This is a genomic window from Komagataeibacter xylinus, from assembly GCF_004302915.1.
In the GTDB taxonomy this organism is placed as follows: Bacteria; Pseudomonadota; Alphaproteobacteria; order Acetobacterales; family Acetobacteraceae; genus Komagataeibacter; species Komagataeibacter xylinus_C.
Genome location: NZ_QQBI01000025.1, coordinates 23995 through 45881 on the forward strand (window position 1 = coordinate 23995; position 21887 = coordinate 45881).

35 protein-coding genes are annotated in these 21887 nt (G+C 62.8%); 6 read left to right on the plus strand and 29 right to left on the minus strand.

All coding sequences use genetic code 11. The annotated features are described in order from the left end of the window. Positions 1–2 precede the first annotated feature (2 nt). The 24 genes from DV027_RS12750 to DV027_RS12865 all read right to left on the minus strand — a co-directional run bounded on the left by DV027_RS12750 (position 3) and on the right by DV027_RS12865 (position 17115). The gene (locus DV027_RS12750) at positions 3–671 is read right to left on the minus strand and encodes a phage tail assembly protein (protein ID WP_130732370.1); all 669 of its coding nucleotides are present in this window, start codon (positions 669–671) and stop codon (positions 3–5) included. After that, on the minus strand, positions 668–1051 hold the full coding sequence (locus DV027_RS12755; RefSeq protein ID WP_130732372.1) for a phage tail tube protein: 384 nt from the start codon (positions 1049–1051) through the stop codon (positions 668–670). Before DV027_RS12755 ends, DV027_RS12750 begins: the two co-directional genes overlap by 4 nt. Before the next feature lie 9 nt (positions 1052–1060). Further along, positions 1061–2548: a phage tail sheath subtilisin-like domain-containing protein gene (locus tag DV027_RS12760; protein WP_130732374.1), complete on the minus strand. Its 1488-nt coding sequence runs from the start codon at positions 2546–2548 to the stop codon at positions 1061–1063. Then, the gene (locus DV027_RS12765; protein WP_130732376.1) at positions 2545–2784 is read right to left on the minus strand and encodes a DUF2635 domain-containing protein; all 240 of its coding nucleotides are present in this window, start codon (positions 2782–2784) and stop codon (positions 2545–2547) included. Before DV027_RS12765 ends, DV027_RS12760 begins: the two co-directional genes overlap by 4 nt. 17 nt (positions 2785–2801) lie before the next feature. After that, positions 2802–3326: a hypothetical protein gene (locus DV027_RS12770; protein WP_242621898.1), complete on the minus strand. Its 525-nt coding sequence runs from the start codon at positions 3324–3326 to the stop codon at positions 2802–2804. After that, a complete protein-coding gene (locus tag DV027_RS12775) occupies positions 3292–3654 on the minus strand; it encodes a head-tail joining protein (RefSeq protein WP_130732380.1) in 363 nt (120 codons plus the stop codon). Before DV027_RS12775 ends, DV027_RS12770 begins: the two co-directional genes overlap by 35 nt. Continuing rightward, positions 3651–3869, minus strand: a complete 219-nt coding sequence (locus tag DV027_RS12780) for a hypothetical protein (RefSeq protein WP_130732382.1) — start codon at positions 3867–3869, stop codon at positions 3651–3653. Before DV027_RS12780 ends, DV027_RS12775 begins: the two co-directional genes overlap by 4 nt. Positions 3870–3871: 2 nt before the next feature. Beyond that, positions 3872–4948, minus strand: a complete 1077-nt coding sequence (locus DV027_RS12785; RefSeq protein ID WP_130732384.1) for a major capsid protein — start codon at positions 4946–4948, stop codon at positions 3872–3874. 13 nt (positions 4949–4961) lie between these two features. Then, complete coding sequence (locus tag DV027_RS12790; protein WP_130732386.1) at positions 4962–5384, minus strand: head decoration protein; 423 nt, start codon at positions 5382–5384, stop codon at positions 4962–4964. A gap of 12 nt (positions 5385–5396) precedes the next feature. Then, complete coding sequence (locus DV027_RS12795; RefSeq protein ID WP_242621899.1) at positions 5397–6026, minus strand: hypothetical protein; 630 nt, start codon at positions 6024–6026, stop codon at positions 5397–5399. A 63-nt stretch (positions 6027–6089) separates the two neighbouring features. Then, entirely contained in the window at positions 6090–6884 is a 795-nt protein-coding gene (locus DV027_RS12800) for a S49 family peptidase (RefSeq protein ID WP_130732390.1), read from the minus strand. Further along, a complete protein-coding gene (locus tag DV027_RS12805) occupies positions 6884–8566 on the minus strand; it encodes a phage portal protein (protein ID WP_130732392.1) in 1683 nt (560 codons plus the stop codon). Before DV027_RS12805 ends, DV027_RS12800 begins: the two co-directional genes overlap by 1 nt. Next, positions 8563–8841: a gpW family head-tail joining protein gene (gene gpW / locus DV027_RS12810; RefSeq protein ID WP_061273103.1), complete on the minus strand. Its 279-nt coding sequence runs from the start codon at positions 8839–8841 to the stop codon at positions 8563–8565. The genes DV027_RS12805 and gpW overlap by 4 nt, the downstream gene beginning before the upstream one ends. Further along, positions 8838–9587 (minus strand): hypothetical protein, encoded by a 750-nt coding sequence (locus DV027_RS12815; RefSeq protein WP_130732394.1) that lies wholly within the window; start codon positions 9585–9587, stop codon positions 8838–8840. The genes gpW and DV027_RS12815 overlap by 4 nt, the downstream gene beginning before the upstream one ends. A gap of 14 nt (positions 9588–9601) precedes the next feature. Continuing rightward, a complete protein-coding gene (locus DV027_RS12820) occupies positions 9602–11758 on the minus strand; it encodes a terminase gpA endonuclease subunit (RefSeq protein ID WP_242621900.1) in 2157 nt (718 codons plus the stop codon). Next, the gene (locus DV027_RS12825; protein ID WP_130732396.1) at positions 11727–12341 is read right to left on the minus strand and encodes a terminase small subunit; all 615 of its coding nucleotides are present in this window, start codon (positions 12339–12341) and stop codon (positions 11727–11729) included. Before DV027_RS12825 ends, DV027_RS12820 begins: the two co-directional genes overlap by 32 nt. Before the next feature lie 267 nt (positions 12342–12608). Further along, a complete protein-coding gene (locus tag DV027_RS12830; protein ID WP_130732398.1) occupies positions 12609–13091 on the minus strand; it encodes a DUF6362 family protein in 483 nt (160 codons plus the stop codon). Further along, positions 13088–14029, minus strand: a complete 942-nt coding sequence (locus DV027_RS12835) for a hypothetical protein (RefSeq protein WP_130732400.1) — start codon at positions 14027–14029, stop codon at positions 13088–13090. The genes DV027_RS12830 and DV027_RS12835 overlap by 4 nt, the downstream gene beginning before the upstream one ends. Position 14030: 1 nt before the next feature. Beyond that, positions 14031–14315: a hypothetical protein gene (locus DV027_RS12840; protein ID WP_061273119.1), complete on the minus strand. Its 285-nt coding sequence runs from the start codon at positions 14313–14315 to the stop codon at positions 14031–14033. Between the two features lie 195 nt (positions 14316–14510). After that, positions 14511–16043 (minus strand): replicative DNA helicase, encoded by a 1533-nt coding sequence (locus DV027_RS12845; protein ID WP_130732401.1) that lies wholly within the window; start codon positions 16041–16043, stop codon positions 14511–14513. Then, positions 16040–16285, minus strand: a complete 246-nt coding sequence (locus DV027_RS12850; RefSeq protein ID WP_082770741.1) for a hypothetical protein — start codon at positions 16283–16285, stop codon at positions 16040–16042. Before DV027_RS12850 ends, DV027_RS12845 begins: the two co-directional genes overlap by 4 nt. After that, positions 16282–16527: a hypothetical protein gene (locus tag DV027_RS12855; protein WP_061273131.1), complete on the minus strand. Its 246-nt coding sequence runs from the start codon at positions 16525–16527 to the stop codon at positions 16282–16284. Before DV027_RS12855 ends, DV027_RS12850 begins: the two co-directional genes overlap by 4 nt. A gap of 43 nt (positions 16528–16570) precedes the next feature. Continuing rightward, positions 16571–16804: a hypothetical protein gene (locus tag DV027_RS12860; protein WP_130732402.1), complete on the minus strand. Its 234-nt coding sequence runs from the start codon at positions 16802–16804 to the stop codon at positions 16571–16573. Then, entirely contained in the window at positions 16801–17115 is a 315-nt protein-coding gene (locus DV027_RS12865) for a hypothetical protein (RefSeq protein WP_130732403.1), read from the minus strand. The genes DV027_RS12860 and DV027_RS12865 overlap by 4 nt, the downstream gene beginning before the upstream one ends. Positions 17116–17167: 52 nt before the next feature. Between DV027_RS12865 and DV027_RS17630 the strand changes: the two genes are divergently transcribed. Then, a complete protein-coding gene (locus DV027_RS17630) occupies positions 17168–17377 on the plus strand; it encodes a hypothetical protein (protein ID WP_061273138.1) in 210 nt (69 codons plus the stop codon). Between the two features lie 23 nt (positions 17378–17400). Here the strand turns inward: DV027_RS17630 and DV027_RS12870 are convergent, their stop codons facing one another. Next, complete coding sequence (locus DV027_RS12870; RefSeq protein ID WP_130732404.1) at positions 17401–17745, minus strand: hypothetical protein; 345 nt, start codon at positions 17743–17745, stop codon at positions 17401–17403. 130 nt (positions 17746–17875) lie between these two features. Here DV027_RS12870 and DV027_RS12875 point away from each other — a divergent pair, with 130 nt between their 5' ends. Continuing rightward, the gene (locus DV027_RS12875) at positions 17876–18112 is read left to right on the plus strand and encodes a hypothetical protein (protein WP_130732405.1); all 237 of its coding nucleotides are present in this window, start codon (positions 17876–17878) and stop codon (positions 18110–18112) included. Here the strand turns inward: DV027_RS12875 and DV027_RS12880 are convergent. Further along, a complete protein-coding gene (locus DV027_RS12880) occupies positions 18078–18446 on the minus strand; it encodes a hypothetical protein (RefSeq protein WP_130732406.1) in 369 nt (122 codons plus the stop codon). The genes DV027_RS12875 and DV027_RS12880 overlap by 35 nt on opposite strands. A 273-nt stretch (positions 18447–18719) precedes the next feature. Between DV027_RS12880 and DV027_RS12885 the strand changes: the two genes are divergently transcribed. Further along, positions 18720–19394: a DUF4145 domain-containing protein gene (locus tag DV027_RS12885; protein ID WP_165399195.1), complete on the plus strand. Its 675-nt coding sequence runs from the start codon at positions 18720–18722 to the stop codon at positions 19392–19394. Between the two features lie 77 nt (positions 19395–19471). Continuing rightward, complete coding sequence (locus tag DV027_RS17635; RefSeq protein ID WP_165399196.1) at positions 19472–19885, plus strand: hypothetical protein; 414 nt, start codon at positions 19472–19474, stop codon at positions 19883–19885. Positions 19886–19887: 2 nt separating this feature from the next. Here the strand turns inward: DV027_RS17635 and DV027_RS12895 are convergent, their stop codons facing one another. Further along, positions 19888–20127 (minus strand): helix-turn-helix domain-containing protein, encoded by a 240-nt coding sequence (locus DV027_RS12895; protein ID WP_130732409.1) that lies wholly within the window; start codon positions 20125–20127, stop codon positions 19888–19890. Positions 20128–20213: 86 nt separating this feature from the next. Between DV027_RS12895 and DV027_RS18180 the strand changes: the two genes are divergently transcribed. After that, entirely contained in the window at positions 20214–20921 is a 708-nt protein-coding gene (locus tag DV027_RS18180; protein ID WP_408884471.1) for an XRE family transcriptional regulator, read from the plus strand. Between the two features lie 98 nt (positions 20922–21019). Next, positions 21020–21319: a hypothetical protein gene (locus DV027_RS12905; protein ID WP_130732411.1), complete on the plus strand. Its 300-nt coding sequence runs from the start codon at positions 21020–21022 to the stop codon at positions 21317–21319. Between the two features lie 20 nt (positions 21320–21339). On the opposite strand, the gene DV027_RS12910 is transcribed toward DV027_RS12905, so the two are convergent. Then, the gene (locus DV027_RS12910; RefSeq protein ID WP_130732412.1) at positions 21340–21594 is read right to left on the minus strand and encodes a hypothetical protein; all 255 of its coding nucleotides are present in this window, start codon (positions 21592–21594) and stop codon (positions 21340–21342) included. Positions 21595–21604: 10 nt separating this feature from the next. Beyond that, on the minus strand, positions 21605–21887 hold a 283-nt coding region (locus DV027_RS17640; protein ID WP_165399197.1), incomplete at its 5' end, for a hypothetical protein.

Sequence of the window (21887 nt, forward strand, 5' to 3'; positions counted from 1 at the left end):
GCCTATGTCGGCCCAGTTGCCGGGCCACTGCGAAAAAAACCGGTCAGGTAATCCGCCGCCCGCGCGAACTTGCTGATCGGCATCTTGAGGACGGCAGCCTTGGGCCATTCGCCGATGGCCTCGACCAGGGCGATCTCGGCCAGCATGAAGCCTTCTGGCGTGCCACGCGCCTCGAAGGCCTGCGCCGTGCGGCGTTCCTTCACCTTGGGCGGCCGCAGCTCCAGGGTGGTGAAGGTGCGCCCCACCGCCTCGATCGGCTCATCGAAAATTAAAGTCAGGGATGGGGACAGGTCGGGCGGCACATCATCCGGCCGACGGGCCTCATCCTGAAAATGCGTGACGTAGGCGACGGCGCGGTCCAGCACATGGCTGGGCAGTTCGCCCGTGGCCAGCGGCGGCCAGCCGCTGACCAGTTCGACCAGCCGGATCTGGGAGCTGTAGACCGTCTCGATGCTGGGGCGCTTGCCGATGACCTGCGCTGCCGAGAGGATGTGAAAGACGTTGGGCTCGCCCAGGTCGATCTCGGCATACTCCCGGCCATCCCTGAGGGTGATCGGGTCATCAAGCACGATCACGCTGTCATCCGTGCGCGCGGGCAGCTCTTCATCGGGCTGGCCCAGCGCTGCCATGACTTCCGCATCGGTCATGTTTTTCGGGTGGGGATGGGTCACGAGACGGTGTCCTCGGTTACGGTGGCGCTGTCGACGTGGAACTCGAAGGTGCCTTCCTGCGTGTTCACGGCGATGCGCTCGGTGTGCCAGGCGTCGTTGGCGGTGATGACCTTGCCGTTGGCGTTGACCAGCACGACGGTCAGGCCGGATGCGCCCTGCAGGGCACTGACGGCAAAGTCCCGCCGGTCACGCAGGGTGGCCTGGATGAAGCCTTCGCCCGGCATGGCGGTGAAGCCTTCGACCGCGCTCTGGCCCTTGGCGGTTTCATTGACATCACCCGAGGCCTGCCACTGGGCTTCGCCCACGACATTGAAGGGGATGCCGTTGATGGTGAGGGTCGCGAGGCCGCCAAGCGGCCCGCGATAGACGGTTCCGGACATGGCGGCTCCTTACGATTTGACGAACTGGCAGTTGCCAGCAATGACCCAGAGCTGGTTGGCGAAGTCATAGGGCATGAGCAGGAAGACCTGGCCGCCGCCCTGATTCTGCGCCTGCAGGTTGGCCGCGAAGGTGGCGGCGTTCTGTGCCCAGAACTGCGTGCACTGCCAGCGGTAGCGGGCAGCACAGGCCTTGCCGATCAGCTGGGCCGTGGTCGCTTTCGCGCCTGCCGGGATCTTCGTGCCATCGGCTACCAGGATGAAGCCGCCGAACATCGAGGCGAGGAAGATGCGCATGTCCTGCAGGCAGATCATGGCGGTCATCAGCGTCTCGATGTCGAGGTAGCTGTTATCGGGCACGCCGTCGGCGTTTTCCTGATAGGTGGTGAGCAGGCGCTCGATGTTGACCGTGCCGCTGTCATCCACCGTAAACGTGCTCATGCCATCCCACAGCAGGCTGTTGCGCTGGGGCAGCGTGAAGCGCCCGGCATCGGTGGGGGGCATGACGGTCAGGGCAACGCCCGTGACCGGCAGGGCCGGGTTGATGCGGACGCTGGCCGCCACCTGCGCGCCGATCTGGGCCGCCCAGACCATGGGGCTGGAGGGGCTGTCCGAGATGGGCATGATGGTGGTGTGCGGGTCGTTCTGGGTCTGGCCGAAGGCTGTGGCCTCGCCATACGTGCCCCGGTAGGCGGTGATGCCGTGGCCGTAGAGCTGCTCCATCGGTGCCCAGCGGCCATCGGTATTGTTGAACACGTTCTTGAACGCGGTCAGGCTGGCCGTGTCGGTGTAGGGATGGATGAACAGGTCATAGACGCGGTCACCCAGCCCGGCGAGTGCCATGGCCAGTGTGGTGGGGTTCTGCGTTCCGCCTGCCATCTGGCCCAGCGTTACGGCAACGCCCGTGGGCAGGGACTGGCCGCCAGCGGTGCCAAGCAGGTTGACGCCGAGCAGGATGTCATTGCCGCACAGGCCTTTGTTCAGCGCCGTGACGTTGATCTGGCCTGCCGTGGTGGCATCGACCGCCAGCGTGACCGGCAGGCCGGTGACCGCCTGGGCTGCGGTGACCACGTTCTCGGCAATGGTGGCCGCCGTGTCGCCTGCCGTAACCAGCGTGGGGATGAGCTGGTCACCCACATACAGGCACAGCGTGCCGGACGCGGATGCGGGACCGGTGATGGCGATCGTGCCCTTGGCTGCCACGGATGCGGCATCATCGGCCAGCGGCAGCACCCAGACCTCGCCCAGCGGGTCGATGGCAAAATACTGCGCGACCATGATCGCGGCCTGCGAGCCCACGCCATACAGGCCCTCGGCATCGGTGATGCCTGCGGACAGGCGCGCCGTGCCAGCAAGGGCAGCGCCCGTGGTGGTCTGGGCGACGATCAGGACGCGGCGGGCATAGGAGGCGGTATTCGCCTTGGAATTATCGAGGGCAAAATAAAAGCCGGGCACCCGGTTGTTGGTCGGGTAGCCCGGCACCGTGATGGAGCCGCTCATGCGTGGGCCTCGGCAGGTTCAGGGGTGGCGGTTGCGCCGCCACTGGCGGGCGCAGGCGAGGGGGCCGGGATGGCCGGTGCTGCAGATGCGGCGGGCGGCGTGGCCTGCACCACATCGCCATTGCGCAGGAGCAGGAGCCAGAAGCCGGTTTCGGGCACGGTCTCGCCCTGCGCCTTGAGCAGACGCATCGTGCCGGGCCACCGCACTGCGCGGCTCGGGGCGGGTTTTACAAACATGGGGAAGGGCCTCGGTTTTAGGTGGTGGGGACCTGCATACCGGCGAAATCCGTGTTGCCGTTCGCGGTCATGGTGCCGGTGATCTCGGTCAGGGCAGGGCCGTTGGCCTGGTAGTATTCGTCGAACTCCAGCCCCATGCGGATGGTGACCACGCCCAGATGGCGCGAGCCGCTGCTGTCGATCGAGAGACGGGTATCGATTTCCGTGACCTGCTGGATCTGGGCCTGAAAGCTGGCATCCTGCATCAGGGCGTATTCGATCTGGGCTGCCAGCAGGTCGAGCGTGTCCTCGACCTTGGCCGGAGTGCCGCCAGTCACGCGCCCCTCGATCTGGAGATAGGCCACGCGCCGGAAACCCGGCTGCGACCGCCCGAGACTGGTGCCCTGATCGATGGGCACCTGCAGGTAGACGTTGGGCAGGTCCTCGATCGTGGAGGGCAGGCTGCGGGCGGTATAGATTTTCTGCCCGGCCATGGTGCCCGCGTTCAGCAGGACCGCAGCCGCTGCCTCACGAAGGATTACCCGGTATGGGGTCATTTTCATGGTCCGCGTTGTTGAGGGTCAGCAGCATGCCGCCCCGGCCATCGGGCTGGGTTTCACGCACGCGGTAAAGGATGCCCCCCATGGTCAGCAGGTCGCCCTGCGCGGGCGTGAAGGCGAGCTGCGACAGCTGGATGCCCACGACCGCATCATCGCTGATGATGTTGGTGGGCGTAAGGCCATCGATCTGGTCAGCGAAGGCCGGTCTGTAGGGCACATCCGGTATGCCGGTGATGGTGTATGAGCCGCCTGCGGCTGGCTGATAGACGATGTCCTCGCCGAAGGTGCCCATGCAGGGACCAAGGGCGAGGGCATCGAAATCAACACTCATGCACCTTCCGTGCCGCCAGCAGGCGGCGCATCAGGGGCAGGCGTTTCCTGCTGCGGCGGCGTGTCCGGTTCATACAGGCGTACATGGCCGAGGCGGATCAGGTGATCCGCCTCATCTGCGGGCAGGTCGAAAGGCACGCCGACCGGAACCTTTTTCCTGCCGTTGAACAGGGTGCGGCCGGGCAGCTTGACGACTGTTTTCGTGGCTTCGGGCATGATCAGTCCGCCGATGATGTGACAGTGGCCACCAGGCACGCATTGACCCGGCTGGGGATGACGACGGGTGCTGACTGGAGCATGAGGAACCGCTGGGCCGGGTCTTGCTGCAGCCACGACTTGGGCGCGTAGGCCATGGCGCCATAAGCGAAGGCGGGATCCTTGATCGCGCCATAGGCACGGGTGCCATTCATCTGGCTGGAGACGGCGAGCACGGTGCCATCGGGGATCATGGGCTGCTCGACGTTGTCGTCATCGACGTACCAGTCGTTATACAGCCATACGCGGTAGGTGCCCCAGTAGCCCATCAGCACGGCACCCATATCGGCCAGAGGACCGAGGATCAGCCGGGCTTCGTCATTGGCGCGGATGGAGGTGTTCAGGATGGCGTTCTTGACTTCGTCATCCTTGATCAGGGTGTTGTAGGGCGTGCTCGTGAACACCAGATCGGTCACGCGCGCACCGCTGATCTTGAGCACCATGGTCTGCCACAGGCGCACGTCATCGGTGGGGTTGGCCACCGTGGCTGCAGCATCCCACAGGCCGGTGCCGGTCTTGACCACGGTCAGGCTGGCATCGCGCCCGAAATCGATGACGCTGGTGGGGAAGCCCTCGCCCGAGACGGTCAGCTTGCCGGTGACAAGCGCCTGGGCGGCCATCCATTCCTGCCGCCGCTTGAGCATGTCGACCTGGTCGGCCAGCTCAAAGACCAGGTTGGCCTCCATGCGCTCCTGCGGTGTCATCTCGCCGCCGCCGTTGATCATCTCGCCGCCCGCGATGCGCTCGCCCAGCATGCGGCGCACGGGGCGCAGCAGGTCGGGGGCACGCTTGTCCTTGACGTAAGGCGGCTCGAAGGTGGAGGTGGCGATACGACGCTGCTCGACCAGCTTGCCTTCGACCATGGGGCTGACGAAGGGCGACATGCGCCGCTTGCCGACATCCACGTCGATCGAGACATACTGCGTGTCGCTCTCGACGATGTTGGGGAAGAACGTGTCGAGCAAGAAGGTCTGGGCCACCTTGAGGTTGCTGACGACCTGCACGAGCACGTTGGTGTCATAAATTGTGGGAAAGCTCACCGCATTTGCTCCGTCAGGTCGGGTCTGCCGCGGTCACGGCATTCTTGAGGTAGATGTTGGCAGGCCGCAGGGCGGCGGCCAGTGTGGCGGCCGTCCAGCCCGTGCCCATGGTGACGGCGTTCTGGTTGAACTCGCCGCTGAAGTAGCAGCCAGCACCGGCCACATCGCCTGCCGTGGTGTCATAGGTATCGGCAAGCACGGCGATGGGTGTCTGGCTGCCATCGGTCGCAGCCGAAGTGGACACGACATATTTGCCGGTGGCCGTGACCACGCCGAGCACCGTGCCGCGCACGAGCACGCCCTGGGCACCGGCGAGGGTGACGTTTTCGGTCACGCGCGGGTAGACGCCCGCGATCAGCTGGTCGGGCTGGTAGGTGGCGTCAAAGGCGGCAGGGGTCTGCGGCCAGATGCCGTTAACTGTGGTGGAACCACTCATGGTCTGGGGTCCTTACTTGCCGGTGAGGGATTTGTGCCGCTGCATCATGCGGTTGGCGAGGGCCGTGGCGTCATCGCCGCCGCCGTTCTGACGGCTCGATTCCCGCCGCGTGGGCACGGGCTGCACCCGGCTGCTGGCCATGCGCTCATCAAGCCGGTTGAGCGCCGAGGGTGCGGTGGCCTGCACGGGGGCCTGCGGCATGGCGCTGGCGGTGACGCGCAGCAGGTTGATGGCGGCCGAGCGGGGCATGTTGGTGTTGAACGCCAGTTCGGCGGCCGCGACCGGGTTCAGGGCTGCGGCGGGATCGCTGAAGATGGCGGCGCAGCGGCCACGCTCGCGGGCACGGGCACTGGCCTTTTCCTCATCGTCCTCATCTTCCGCATCGGCGTCATCATCGCCTGCATCGTCGTCGCCTGCGTCTTCGCCATCGTCCTCGGCCTTTTTCGCTTTACCGGCTTTCTTCGCCTTCTTGGACTTGCGGCTTTTGCGGGGCGGGGAATCATCCTCGCCGTCTTCGTCTTCACCGTCCTCGGGGTCTTCGCCTTCGGCGCGGCGGGCGTTCTGGTCTTCGTCCTCGTCATCCGTGGCGGCGCGGGGCGTGCCGAACAGATGGGCAAACCGGGATGTCTTGCGCATGGACATGGGCTGGGCTCCATAAAAAAAGGCCCCGTTAGGGGCCTGCATGGTGGGGGTGACCGGGAGCGGTCAGAGCTTCATGAAGGCCGCGATGGCCTCCTCGGGCGTGGCGATCTGGTCCGCCAGCCCGAGATCGATGCCGCGACCGCCGAGGAAGGTCCCGGCCTGCGTGTCGCGGACGGTGCCCGGGTCGAGATCGCGGTTGCGGGCGACCTGGGAGACGAACAGCTCCCCCATCTCATCGATCATGGCCTGCATGCGCTTGCGCGAGCCATCGGTGAGCGGGGTTGTGGAGGCGCCGTCGGTCTTCTGGGCGCCATACTGGAAGGTGGTGACAAGGATGCCCGCCTTTTCCAGCGCCTGGGTGATGTCGACATGCATGCCGACGCACCCGATGGAACCGACGCCGCCCACGCGGGGCACCGTGATGAAATCAGCCGATGAGGCCAGCGCGTAGGCGGCGGAATAGGCGGTGTCATCGAGCACGGCCCAGATGGGCTTCTGGCCGCGTGCGGCGTAGATCACATCCGCCGTATCGGCGCATTCCGACACCGTGCCGCCGGGGCTGTTGATCAGCAGGGCGATCTTGGACACGTCGGGGTTGTCCAGCGCATCGGCCAGGGATGAGCGGATGGTGCTGTAGTAGGTGACGCCCGACCACGACCAGCCGCGACCGGGCAGCAGCACGCCGGAGACGGGAATGACGGCGATGCCCTTGTGGATCTCGTAAGGGGTATCGTCATTCACCTTGTCGCCGAAGAAGGATTCAGCCGATGCGCCATCACGGAACAGCCGGGCCATGATGGCCGTGCGGCTGGCCGAGAGCGCCAGCGGCTGGTTGAGCAGCAGGGTGGAGGGGTGCATCAGCTTGCATCCGGTTTCTGTGGTGGTGTTGCGGTCTGGGTGGCGGTCTGGTTCTGGCCGCCGGACCAGTCGGGCGGGGTGAGGCCGCATTCCTGGAACTTGCGGACCTCGACGGCGCGCTGGTCGACATATTCCTCCCAATCGCCACCGGCGTTTTCCGCCACTTCATTCTCGAGCGTGGACAGGCCCGCATCCATGCCGAGGATCGAGCCCTGCCGTTCGGCCACGGGATCGAGCCAGCCACGGCCCGGACCGAGCCACCGGCAGCGCGCCAGCGGGGTCTTGATGGCCGCGAAGTAGCGCGAGAGGAAATCAGGCGGGCAGCCGCGAGGCAGCGGCAGGTCATTGAGCGCCACGCATTCCTCAAGCCATGCGGCCCGGATGCCGGATGCGAAGCCCTTGGAGACGTTTTCGCGCCGCCGGGACAGGGTTTTCCATGCCTCGCCCAGCGCACCGCGTGCGGAGCTGTAATTCACATCCGACCAGTTGTTGCTGACCTGCATGGAGGCCACGCCTGCGCCGGATGCGACATTGCGGAGCATGGCGTTCTCGAACTGCTCGAAATTGGAATCCGGCCGGGCAGCGGACACGGTGCCGATTTTCTCGCCGGGGGCAAGGATCGGCATGCGGGCATTGCCCAGCATGACGGAATTTCCGCCGTGGAAATCCGTGCGCAGGGCCTGATAGCCGCTGACCACCTCATCGCCGCCCAGTGCGTCTTCCACCAGGGCGGGATCATAGGGTGATTCCACGAACGCGCCGAAAATGGCGTTGATGATGGCGGCATCGAGTTCGGTGCCGTCATACTTGATCAGCATCTTTAACCGCTGGACCACGGGGGCGAGGATGCCCGCGCCACCGCGATGCTGGTCGGCGCGTTCGGTCTGGAAGTAGTGGACGATATTGGCCCGGCCCCAGTCGGTTTCACGCGGGATGTAATCCCAGATCACGGTATCGGCGGCCTGCATCCAGTCGCCCTGGTGGGCGCGGCAGATGTGGTAGCCGACGGGCGCGCCGTAATCATCGATCTCGACGCCGCCCCGGATGTGCTTGAGGTCCCAGTTATACTGGGGGTTGGAGAGGCGGTCGGGATCGATCAGGTGGAAGGCCGTGGCGTATTCCGCGCCACCGGCGCGCACGCGCTCGGGGATCCAGCAGACCTGCGCCAGGCAGTCGCCATCGACAAGGTAATGGCGGAAGGCCACCCACATCATCTGGGTGAAGGTCAGGCGGCGCCCTGCATCGCAGAAGCGGTCCTCATCCTCGGCCCAGCAGCGCCAGTGGGCATCGACCTCGCGCGCCCATTCCTCGGCCCACAGGGCATCGAAGCTGTAGCCGGTGCGCACGCGCAGGCTGCGGTAATCGGGCTTTGTGATCGGGCGGAAGGTGCCGCCGATGGCGTTGTCGAGCACGCGGGTGACGGTGCCCGAGGCCCAGCCATCATTGCGCACCAGGTCGCGGATGCGCGAGACGATGCGGTCACGGAAGACGTTGAGCTCGACATCGGGCGACCACAGCAGCGGGTTCCATGCCGCCATGTGCGGACTGGTGATGTCCGCCGCATCGTATGGGGTCTGGCCGAAACCGCCGGACAGGGCCGAAGCCCGGCGCGGGCGGGGGCGCTGGACCGGCGGTAGCGGCCTGCCATCCGGCCCGAGTATCCTGACCGTGGGTTGTGTCATCGGTAGATGAACCTGACAGGCCTGCGCCGGTTGGTCCCCAGGGTGGTCTGGAGAAGCTGGATATAGGCGGTGAGGTCGGCCCGGTTGGCCGAGGTGTAGGTGACGGAGCGCGACCCGTTGACCTGCGAGAAGGACACCGAGACCGGCTTGCCGCCGATCATGAGGTCATGCATGGCCTGCTGGGCCGCTGCCAGGTTGGCCTGCAGCTGCTCGCGCGTGAGGCCGGACAGGATGGTCTGCTGCGGCCTGATGGGCGGATAGGCTGTGAATGTCATTCGAGGCGCTTTCGTATGGCGTAGCGAACGGCCTTGCCGATCATGGCTTCGGTGTTCTGGTCGACCGCGTCCTGCACGATCTGCTCGACCGGCAGCACGGCGCGGTAGGTGGGCTGGCGGACAAAGATGAGGATGGGCACCACGTTGCCGGGGCCGATGAGCTTGTAGATGCCCTTGGCCCGGCCGTTCCCTTTCTCGCGGGCGATGAAGTATTCCGAGCGCTGGGCGCGGGCGTTCTGGCCCTTGCGGGCTAGCCGTTTTGCCGTGCGGTCGGTCATGTTCTGCAGCGGGTCCTGCATCAGGCCCAGGCGGCTGAGGATGCGCACGATCTCGCCGCGCTGGATGTTGCCATAGGCATCGAGCGGCGCGCCGCGACCGGGCACCCAGTACTGGTCGCCCACGATGGGGCGGAGCGCCTTTTCTGATTTCTTCATGGGGCGCGGGCCGCCGAAGATTTCAGGGCGCAGGTAGTCATAGGCTGCGGTGCCGCCGGGGGCGAAGTCGCGGGTGGCGACCCATGCCGTGTGGTCCTGCGGCGTTGCCGTGCGCACGAAGAAGGCGTTTTTCGTCCACGGCTTGGGGTTGTTGAATACCTCTTCCATGCGGGACTGGACCGCGCGCTTGGCAACGCCTGCCACGCGGTTCAGGCCATGGGCGATGGCGCCGGGCAGTTCATCCTGCGTGAGCTGGGCGAATGCCTGGAACAGGGCCGAGCCATCGACGGATACCTTGAGATCGAGTGGCACGGTGCCCTCCCATTCTAGCGGGCCAGTTGCGAGGCCAGCCTCTTGCGGCGTTCCTCGCGCGATGTGGCGGATGGCGCAGACGTGGATACGGCCTGCGCTGCGGCCTTCATGCCAGCCGCGAGGGCGGTGGCGTTTCGTGCCGCCGTCTCTTCCTCCATGGACACGACCAGGGTGTTGACATCCCATGGCGCGGCCCAGCCGGGCGGGCTTTCCCACGGCATGCGGGGGAGGCCGAACAGGAAGGCCATGACGTTGGTCATGGTCATGAGGTCGAGGGCTTCGTTGCGGGCGTTGGGCGATACCTTGGCCCAGCGCCCGTCGCTGGAACGCTGCTCGGCCACCAGCTGGTCGAAGAACGGGTGAGGGGGCTCGGCTGCGCGCAGCCCGGCCGGGAAATGCACGCACCATGGTCCCGGTTCCGCCACCTGCATCTGGGTCGAGGCGGCATCCTTGAAGGCGTTCGGGTTGAACAGGCCGACCGGCACCTCGCCCCGCGCGCCTGCCGTGCGGTCGCGGCGCTTGCTCTCGGGGTAGGTCAGGTTCAGGAGCGGGGCGTTGACGCTGCCATTGCCCTTGAGCGGCAGAATGGACCACGCGTGACGCCCGTCGATACTGCCGTATTTGCGGGCCGTGCGGCGCTTGCGCGCACGGCGCCAGGCATCATAGGCCTGCAGGGTCACGCCTTCCTGCCCGCCACTGTCGAAGCCGATGGCCATGATCTTCATGGCGCGGCCTGAACCGTCGGTCAGGGGGTAGAGCGCATCCTCCAGGCTCTTGAGCATGTCATCCCAGTCGCCGGGGCTGGTCGCGGGATCAGCGGTTACCTTGCGGTAGTCGATGATCCAGCTTTCGCCGCCGACGCCCCACGCGCGGACGAGAATTTCAAAACGGTTGCCCTGAATGTCGACCGCAGCCGTTATGAAGCGCGCGCCCTCGGGCACGTAGCCGAGGCGCAGGCCGGGTTCGGCGCGATCGGCAAGCGCCTTCGCATCGAGGCTGCCCACGGCCTTGGGCGGCTGGAATGGCAGGCCCCAGCGCTTGACGGTTACGTCCTTGAGCTGCTGGACCGCACCTTCCTCACAGGCCTCGACCGCGCGCCGGGCCTTGGCCATGACGCGCGCCAGGGCGCCGATGCCGCCGATGACGAAGGGCGACATGGCCCCGGTGATCCAGTAGCCCGCTACCTTGCTCGAGGTGAGCTGGCCGGTGACCTCGCCATCCTCGCTGATTTCCTGACCGGCACCGACCCACAGGCCGTCGCGGTTCATGGCGCGGCGCCAGCGGTCCTCGATCAGGCCACCGCAGGATGGGCAGACAAGGCGGGCGGCCTGCTCGATCTCATCCAGCGGGGCATCCTGCGGCCAGTCCAGCGTCATGACGCGCGCGGCCGTCGGGTTGAGCGGGGCCGAGAAGGCGTTGCAGTGCGGGCAAGGCCAGTACCAGACATGCCGGTCACTGTCGGCATAGAGCTTCATGATGCCCGCGTTCCAGTCAGACGGATCCGCACCACCCGCGCTGTCAGGATGGCTTTCGGCCAGCAGCATGGACTCATAGCCGAAGGTCTGGCGGCGGATATCGGCCAGCTCGAACGGATCACCCTTGGCCGTGTCGAATGCGTCCAGCTCCATCATGACGATGCGCGGGGCGGATTTGCCGATCAGGTTCTTGTAGGTGCCGCCGAGGAACTGGACCCACATGCCCTGAAACTTCTTGAACCCCATAGACCGGTCTTTCGGCCTGCGGCCAAGGCGGTCGCGCAGGATGGGGTGTGCCTCGATCATGGGCTCGATCTCGGCCTTGACGTATTCCTCTATGAAGCCCTCGGTCTGGGCGTAGACCAGCATGTCTGCCGGGTCGACGCCGACCGACTGGAGCATCCAGTTCTGCCCCAGCGCGGTCTTGCCGGATCGGGCAGGCCCCACCACGGCGGTGGTCAGGCGGTTGCGATCGGTGAGGGAGCACATGGGGCCGACGAGATAGGGGGCCTCATCATGGTTCCATCTGCCGACATAGCCGCCGCCCCGGTTGTCGAGGTAGCGGTTGCTGGCGGCGTAATCCGCCACGTTGATCTGCTCGGGCGGGAGGAAGGCGCGCAGGGCGGCGGCAATGATGGCGCGGGGATCGGCAAACAGGACCTCATCAGGCGAGGTGTAGCTGTCGATCATCGGCATGGGGTTCGTCAGTCTCCAGCGCGCGGAGCGCGTCAGTTACGGATTTGCGCTGCATATCGGCCAGCTTGGCCTCGGCCTGCCGGATCATGGCGTCAGGCCAGCCCTGCTCGCGGCCGGTCTGGCGGATGTAGACGGCAATATCGCGGGAAAGCCGGGCCACGGCAGAGGTGAACATCTCCTGCACGTCCGCCGCGATGACAAGCGTGCCGCAGCGCTCGGCTTCCTTGCGCTTGAGGTCGCGCAGCTTCCATGCGTCGATCTGTTCCTTGACCGACATGCGGCTGCCCGGTGCCGGTTGGGGATCTGGCGGCAGGAGCGCATCGAAAGAGAGCTGCAGGTCGAGCAGCTGCTGGTCGTGGCCTGCCTTGGACTGCGCCTCTTCTTCACGCCGGTCAGCCAGAAAGGCAAAGACCTCCTCGAGGGAGAATGCCCAGCTGACACCATTCCCACCACGCGAGACGACGGGGAAATCCTCCCAGCGATCGATCCAGTTGGTCAGGGTCGGCAGCGAAACGCGCAGGCGCTTGGCAAGCTCGCGTTTGTTGACAGGCGGGGTGTCACCGCTTCCGTCAGGCTGGTCCATCAGTATTCCCCCGACAGCAACAACAACAACACAAAGCCTTTTTTGATTTTATCAAATACAGAGACACACCAGGGTGCGAATTACCCCCGGTGGGCTACCCTCCCAGGAGGGACCCACGAGATATGCGTCAGGGCATGGGGTTGCGGGGCAGTCGATGCGCCATGCGCATGACTCGGCGGCATGTAACCGGCAGGGAGAGGCGACCAGTCCCACAACGAAAAACGGCGTGAACCCCGAAGGATGCACGCCGCCTCAACATAACAACCGCTATGCGGCAAAATGGGGAATATGGGAAGTGGAAAATGCAGATTGTGCGATTTTTCTGGCTATGTCCGCTACGGCCAGCTGGTGCCATGACTTGGCCGTGTGATGGTCAATGTGCAGTTGATTGGCGATTTTCCGCCACGTCCAGCGGTATCGATGCGAGATCGGATGCACGACCAAGCGCAGGCAGATCACCTTGCGCCAGTTCAGCCGGTCATCACCGATCAGGCCGATCCATGACAGGGCTTCATCCATGCGCGTGATGGCCGCCGAGCCGGGGCGGGGTGGTCGCATGTCCTCGGCCGGGCAGGCGTTGATCCAGTCGAGGTCGGCATCCTCCAGCATCTCGGGCCATGCCACGCGCACGCCGCCGGGTTTCAGGCCGTGCGCAGGCAGGGCTGCCAGCGTGCATCCGGCCTCAAACAGCCGCTGGCCGACCACATCGGCCACGGCCAGACCCTCGGGGATGGTGAGGGAAGGCCTCATGCCGCTGCCCGCGCGCTGGCAATGAAGTCCTCGCGGCGCGGCTGGGGCGCATCGCTGCCGTTGGCTGCAGCCAGCACCCACTGGCGGTGCGCTTCCACGTAGGCTGCTTCCGCCGCGAACTCGGCTTCCGTGGTGCAGACCAGGGCAGGGATGTCGCGGGTCTTGATCGCCTGTTCGATTGCAGCGTTGAAGTAACCCATGTGCTTGATCGCGAGGCCTTTCTGGCGTTGGCGGTCGGTCACCTTGGCCACCACGTCCATCACCAGCCGCTCGGTCTCGGCAGCGCTTAGCCCCTCGGCCAGCGCATCGGCCACCCACTGGCGCACCTGACCCCAGTTGCCGCGATCACGCGCCGGATCGAAACCGGCCGCCTCCCATGCCTTGCGCCCAAGAGCCTTGAACACCGCATCAACGTCCTGTGCCGCAGGCTTAGCTTTAAGATTATTACTAACCTCTAAGCTAAGCTTAGGATCGTGGGTTTCGCGTTGGGTTTCGGTGGCCATGTCTTTTCCTCCTGCAATGCCCATGATGGCGGTGCGCTGGCGCGGATCGTGCTGCGGTTTCGGATTGGCTTTCGTTGGCGGCCTTCCGCCCTTTTTCCCGTTCTCACGCGCGGCCAGCGCCTTGCGTGAGGGCATGAGCGCGCCGGGCAGCCCGATGGTGCCGCTGGCGGCGTCGTGGGTTACCAGCTGGGTTTCGGCGTAGGTTTCCAGATGGGTTACCAGTTGGGTTACATCCATGCGCAACCCGACCTCGGCAATCTCGGCCAGCGTGGGCGCGCCGTTGCTGCCGGGCACCAGCACGCCGTCGGTTCCGTATTCGATGATGTAGGAGATGAGCTGCACCCATATCCCGATGGCGGCATGCCCCAGCGCACGCAGGCGGATGTTGTGCGTCGCCATCTGGAGCATTTTCTGTTCGGTTGTCACGCGGGCCATGTCAGTAAGCTTTCAGGCGGTAGCCATTCCGGAAGGGCTCCAGAATGTCGAGCTGCACCAGCTGCTCGATTGCGGTGCCGACTTCGGCGGCATCAGCCGCCACAAGCCGGGTGAACTGTTCCCTGTCAGGTGCCGTGCGCACGGGTGCCCGCAGTTCCGGCATGAGATCGGCCGCGTCGGTCAGCTCCAGCCACATGGCGCGGGCCGAGAGGCCGAGCAGCCGCCAGCGGCGGTCTGTCATCAGCACGCGGGCATGTTTTCCGGGGCGTTGACGCGGCGATTTCATTGCAAGGTCATCCTTTCCTTCGGCCCCATTGAACGAGGGCTGACAGCAGCCCATAGCCCAGCAGGAAACCGAACATCATCATGAGCGCGGCAGGCCATCTGCCTGTCACCTCACATCCGGCAAGACCGCAAACGGTGCCCAGCAGGGCGGCGCGGCCACAGTCGGCAATCGATGCCATTACGCGATACCGCATCATCAGAACTCCGGCGCCGTAATGGTCCAGGCCGGACCGTTTTCGCTCTCATCCACATCGCGGAACCACGTGGTTTCGTCCTGGAACTGGAGCGCGCAGCCGCCGGTGGCGCCGTGGCGGTTCTTGGCAATGAACACGCTGGCCTTGCCCTTGCTGTCGCGCGTGCGCTGGATCAGGCTGGCGCAACGGGCGCTGTAGGCCTCATCCGTCTCGCGGTCATTGCGGGGGATGTTGCCGTCCCCCAGCTGCTTGTTCAGGTAATAATGGTCGCGGTGCAGGAACAGCACGGTGGCTGCATCCTGCTCCAGCGATCCACTGTCACGCAGGTCGGTCAGTTCCGGCCGCTTGTCCTCGCGCTTGGCGCTCTCGCGTGAGAGCTGCGCCAGGGCGAGCACCGGGATCTCCAGTTCACCGGCAAGGTTTTTCAGGTCCTTGCTGATTTCCGTCATCTTGTGCGTCAGGTTGAACGAGCGGGAATCAGTCGAGGCACTGAGCAGCCCGACATAATCGACCACGATCAGGTTCAGCCCCTGTTTCGAGCGCTTCATGGCGCGGGCCTGCGTGCGCAGCTCCGCCACCGTGATGCCCGAGCGGTGATCGATGCGCAGCGGCAGGCTGGCGGCGGCGTGCTCGCCTTCCTCCAGTTCACGCCACTGATAGTCGGCCAGTGGCTCGCGCTGGGTGGTGTCGGCATGGGGCGGAATGTCGTACCGCCGGCCGGTAAAGACCGACAGCGTGGAAAGACCGGCCCACGCGGCACCGGCACGCGCGCCCAGCTGGGCCGCGCGCATCTCGCCTGACCAGAACAGCACCGAATTGCCCGCCGCTGCGGAACGCACGGCAATGCCGAGCCCCAGCGCGGTCTTGCCCATGGCGGGCCGCGCGCCAAGCAGCGTCAGATCACCGGCATGCAGCCCGCCAGTCATGCGATCGAGCGCCTTGTAACCCCACGTGATGCCCGCAAGCCCGTCACCACGCTCGGCCGCAGCCCGCGCATTGAGGATGGCCTGCCCGATGGCATCGCCAATCTGCACCGTGGGCTGGATCTCCACGCTGCCGGACGCAATGCGCGTGATGCGGCTTTCCAGCATTTCCATCAATGCGCTGTCAGGCCGGTCGCCCGGCATGCAGCACAGATCGGCCGTCTCGGCGCATACATCAAACAGATTGCGCCGGAACCACGCGCTGCGGATGGCAAGGGCATAATCGGCCGCATTGGTAATGCCGACCATGCAGCCCAGCAGCGTGGTGAACACCTTGGCTGCCGTCATGTCGATGGACAGCAGCGGGTCATTTTCAAACCGGGGGCGCAGCGTGACGGGATCAGCCACGTTGCCCGCCCAGATCAGCGTGCGCATGGCGGCAAAAATCGCCCCATGCAGCGGCACATAGAAATGCTCGGGCTGGAGGATTTCCTCCACGCGCCCGAACGCTTTGTTATTGGTCAGGATCGCACCCAGCAGCGCCTGCTCGGCCGGGACGTTGGTGGGGCGCTCGCGCATGGCCGAGCCGAACAGGGGAGCCGGGCCGTTCATGGCTGTTCATCCGTCTTGGCCGGAACAGGGAAGAATGGCTGGTACATGGTGACCGTGACCGGACGGTAGCCCAGCGCCAGCGGCACCGATGTGCCAAGCCCCTTGTGCCCATTCACCGCGTTGGCCAGCGTGCGCATGTTCAGGCCGGTTTTATTGGCCAGTTTCTGCACGCCGCCTGCCTCGCGCACCCGCGCGTTCAGCACGACATACATTTCGGTTGTGGTCAGCATGGGGCCGCTCATGACGAACGCCTCCCGCTACGGAAGGAATACGTCGCGCGCGCCCGGCCCAGATAGGTGCGGCCAGAGGACGTGATGGACACACTGACCTGATTGCTCACGCCCAGCACCTGCATGCGCGAGCGCACCGCGCGGGCCGAGACGCCCATCTTCCGCGCCATGGTGGAAACCGAAACACCCATGCCCGCCAGCTGGCGCAGCATGGGGTCGAGCCTTTCCCAGTCAATCGATATGGCTGGCATCATCTTCTCCTAGCACAGGCCGGGCGCAGGCAGCGCCCTCGGCCCATCAGTGAAACAGGTTCCGGCGCAGCCGAATCTTGAGGCGCGCAATGCGCTCAAGCCGTTCGGTCCTGCGCTCGAGAATGGCGGACTCCCGCAGTGCCCAGGCATCGAGCGTGCCAACGAGCAGGCGGAAAAACTTCAATACGATCCACGCGCGCCCACGGCGCATGACCAGCACCAGGCACACGGGCACGCCGAAAACCGACGCGCTGATCCAGACGTAAAAGGTGTGCGTCACAGCAGATCACGCAGTGCGGCCTGCCGCTGCCGGATGTTTTCAAGCCGCTGGCGGATCAGCGCATCTTCATGCCGCAGGCGGCTTTCCTCCTGCGCCAGGCGGGCTGCGCCGAGCGCGCGCACGGCCTGCCATTCGGCTAGGGTTACGGCACGCACCTCATGGTGCCAACACGCGCGCACACGGCGCACGGTAAAGCCGAGCGCACGCGCCACCTCAGCAAAGGCACCAGCCAGCCCGAGCCGGTCGCGGCACGCGCTGACCTCGGCACTGACAAGGTTCTGGAACTCATCGCGCAGCGCATCGGCGCACATCTTAGATCTGGCCTCCTGATCCGGACTGGATGCACCCGCGCGCGCGGGTGAAATGGGCAAAACGTCCGAGCGCTCGGACAAATCGGCCAAAATACCCGCGCGCTCGGACAAAAACGGCAAAATACCCGACACCTCGGACGCCCTCCCTGACATCTTCATGGATGTCAGAGGGGCGTTTCCCTCGGGTAACGAGCAAGGCAGGGAAGGGCAGGCCGCCAGCGCGCTGGACACGCATGGAAAGCTGGCGGCCTGCCCACCCTGAATGGACATGACAAAGCACAGGCATCACTCAGCCACCCTGCGGCACGGCGCGCAGCGGAACAGGAAGCGGCTTTCAGCCACAAACGGCGCCCGGCAGCGAGAGCAGGAGCGCTTGATGCGCTCTTTCTTCACCTTCGGCTCATATTCCGTGCCGAGGGCATCGGTGATCAGGTTCGAGGCCACATGGTTCGGCACGCGCCCCTTGCGCCCGCATTGACGCAGATGCGTGAGGCCAAGAAACCCCACGCGAAAATTGACGGCCGAATAGGTCAGCCCCAGCCTGCGCGCGATCTCGGCATAGGCCAGCCCCGCAACCAGCAGCGGCACCAGTTCGGCCCGCGCCGCATCCCAATCAACCTTCGCGCCCATCAGGTATTCACCGATGAATACCTGCCGTTACCGGCAGGCGCGAAATATCCGCCCTTACGGGTCAGCCCATTGTCAGGCCGACCCGTGCGGACCACCATGGAGTCACCACAACCAACCATGGAGGATTCAGATGACGGAACAAGAAACATTGGAAAAACGCCTCGCTCGCGTCGATCAGCAAGTGAATGCGTTACAGGACGTGCTGTACAGGATATGCCGGATAATCCGGACGGACCTGCCGCCAGAAGCCCGCAAAGCCCTGATTTCTGAACTGGAAGGATCGGGTGCATCACTGAACGATTCCGAAAATGGATTGGCAGATGAGTTGGCGACTATTCTGCGGGGGCAGCCGAAACGGGCGGAGTAGGGGCCGCGCTTTCATATTCGGCTGCAAAAATGGTCGATCTAACTGAGGGAATGCTGAACAGGACATCCCCCAGATCAACCACCGCGCTGCGAACCTGCTGCCGCTCGGCGGTATCAATCGGGGCATCACGGATTTCCGCAGCCTTGTCAGGGTCTATGCTGCCAAGCATCTGCAGGGCTTCGGCCTCCAGTCGCGCATATTCAGCCAACTGACGCTGCATGCGGGATTTGAATTCGTCGACAGCGCCAAGCAGCGTACGTGCCTGGACGGCACGAACACGGGCTTTTTCGATACCGGCGATCAACTGGGTCCGAAGAGGGGATTTGTCAGTCACGCCGCACCTCGCTCATTATGACGGACACAGGTAAGGGAAAGCTGAAACATCAGCAGTTGCACGAATGCCTCCCGTGTTTCTCCGTAGGTATTCTGGTATTGTTTCTGTAATAACGACTGACATTCAGACGGCGACCTTGTCGCCAGAGCAGACCGAATCTCATTGTCCGCATCAGCGATAATGCGGCGTTCATAGGAAAGCGATTTATCAGACATGGGTTTGCACCAAGCTCACGAATTTCAGTATCACTGTCCGTGCTGCAATGCTGGATACGTGACTTTTCACAATGTTCGTATTGGAGAAGTATTGAATGAAGAAATGCTTGACCATACAGGCAGCATGACTTCCACATGGAGCTTGCCTCCAGAAAGACAGGCCGTTGCTACGTGCAGAAATCCTGATTGCGGAGAAATGGTGGTTTTCAACATTTCTCGCTCGAATGATATTCACAATCGGGGCCCGATCCATTTCGGCGGCGGCACATGGCGTATTTGGAAGACGGTTCCCGAAGGCAAAAAGGCTTGGGTCTCCGAACTTCTTCCTGAAAAGGTTCGTCAGTGCATGCTGGATGCAGAACAAACGCTTATCGTCGACGTAGCTCCACGCATTGCACGCACTGCATTTCGCACGGTACTGGATGTCGCGACCAAGGAAGTTTTGGCACGAAACCCCGGCTGCCTGGGCAACAAAACGCCCCAAAACCTCAGCAACCGCATCGATATGCTGGCGAAAGCGGGACTGCTTACGACCGACTTGAAAGACTGGGCTCACGGCGTTCGCGGCATCACGAACGAAGACGTGCACACGGTCGAGCCGGTCAGCAAGGAAGAAGCACAAGAAATTGCCGAAATTACCCGGCTGATCCTGACCTACCTCTTTGAACTTCCTGAGCGGGTCAAACTGACCAAGGCTGCAGCCGAGGCTAAAAAAGCCGACGGGAACGGATAAGGCAGTCATGCCGCACCTCGCTCTTGCGTTGTTTCGGGGCCAAAAACCAAGGACCAATCTTTTTCAAGGAGTTGCCAGTGACCAAGGCAGTCGAACAAACGAATGATCACATGCCCCGCGCAGGCGTGGACTTCCCTCGCCAGCGCTACGGCTTCATTCTCAGTAATATGAAAATATATCTTGCATATATGGATAACACCGGAGAATGTATTGATAATTTTGTATTTATTACAGAAGGGTCTTTTGTTTTTACAAAAGAATACATTCCAGAAATCGCATTTCTGAAAATACGTCAGGAAGCTACGCAAGCTGAACTTTGGGTCCCTCGGAGCCGCATACGCTCCGCAGCTAATGCCGAAACGGGCGAGGATATCCCCAATCTGGCCCAAGCATTGCTTGGGGCACGACGCATTCGGCACGCTAAGCGTGACGCAGAGGCCCAACGGCTTAAGTGGGGTGATGCAGCGATTGCTAATTTGGTAGATTTTTAAACTCATGCCGCAACCTCATTGGTAAAGGTGCGACCTTTAGTGTGTTGTTCTACAAAATCATTCGGTGTGACGGCCCCATTCGTTATGTTACGGATCGTCGCCAGCATATCCGGAGCAGGAAAACGTGACCCTTCCGCATAGCGCTGCACTGTGCGGGCACCAGAACTGTTGGAAATTCCCAACATTTCCGCGAGACCTTGATAGGTCAGGCCATGATGTTTTTTGTATTCGGCAAGGGTCATGTCACATGACGTAGCCATTATGGCTAGGAATGTAAAGCCAAAATGGATGTATTAATTTCCTTATGAATTTAGCCAAAATGGCCATCATGAAGGCTGAACCAACCCCTACACGTGTCCGTGAAATTAAAGAGGCGCGCGGGCTAACGTCTGCAGAGCTATCTAGACGATCCGGCATTCTTCCACCGACGCTCAGCAAAATCGAATTAGGGCAGCGGAGTGTTACGAAAAATTCGGCCCCACGCCTTGCAGAGGCACTTGGAGTTAATATCGCGGACTTATATGCGGACGTCGGGGCGCCTATAGTGCAAATGGAAGACACGGAGCCCGCGCCTTCCGATGACACTATCGGTCGAAAAATAGTATCTATTGAGTCGCCGAGAGTCGCACTTCCTTTGCATGTCCCTGTGTATGGTACTGCGGCCTGCAGTTCGGGGGATGGAGCGTTTCTATTGTTATCAGGGGAAGTGGTCGACCGGGCTCCTCTAGCACCGGGCATCCAGCATCGTAAGGAAGTTTATGGTCTTTACATCGAGGGCGATAGTATGGAGCCTTGGAAGAGGCCCGGACAACTCGTCTACGTTGACCCAGTCAGGGCGCCGTCAAAACGCGACCGTGTGGTTGTTGTCATCCGAGATGACAAGCGTGGAATAAATCATGCTTATATTAAAGAGTATGTGAAAAAGACTGATGATCATCTTGTGGTTATTCAGTATAATCCACCCAAAACCATCGAATGGTCTATATCTGACGTCGTCTCTTGCCACCGTATCCTAGAGCCAGAAGATATATTCTAGACAAAATAATTGTAGCCGTTTTGGACATATTTCCGCTTGACTATATAGCCATTTCGGCTATTAATAACCTCTATCACACCACGTGATGGAGGTTTTTCATGTCCACCATATCCGGGCCCGGCACAGCAAAGGCCACCCAATCACTGCCTGACAGGAAAGAACAGGATCTGATCGACGCCATGAACGTTCGGCGGCGCGCTGCGATCCAACTGGCCGACATTCTGTGCAATCATTGCACGAATGAAAAACCGCCGTCGGGCATAGATCGCGATGTACTGCAGTCATTGTTCAATGCTTGGGAACAGGCCCTGATCAATGAAGAAAGTCTGCGTACAGGGGCCACTATCGAAAAAGCGCGTCAACGGCTTGAGATCCCCAGATTTTCCGCTGGGGGATAGGCAGCCAGACCAGATTTTTCCTAAATGGGGAAATAACCTTTTTGCGCCAATGCCTTTAAATCATCCAGCACCCTTGCAAATATTTCCATGCGGTATTTTCGGGAAACAAGATGGTTGTAAATAGGGGTCGATATTGCCTCTTTTCGGGTGACACCATGCTCAAATTCTTGAGAGTCAAAGTATTCCTGCAAAAGAAGTTCATGGTCTCTATTCGCAAGAGTCGCTGCAGCCTGAATAAGGGCGGCGTTGATTTCTGGGGTTATTTCCTTGGTCACTTTGGTTTCCTCATCGAGTCTGTGCAAACCCGATGATGGAGAGTGCGGGGATGGCTGACAACAGCCGTTCCCGCATTTGAAACCAGACATTCCAATTTTCAAGCTGTTCGCGCTCCCCCGCATCGCCGGGCCTGTTGACGTGCGTCCAGTAATGGAGAGTTTCCATGTCCAAAATCATGATCATTCCCATCAGGAGAGGCCCGCCACCGAGCGCTCCTGACGTGCCCCCCGAAAATGTGCCCATTTTAAAGTAGAGTCCGATCGAGAAGGATACGGACGAATGAAACGCAGTC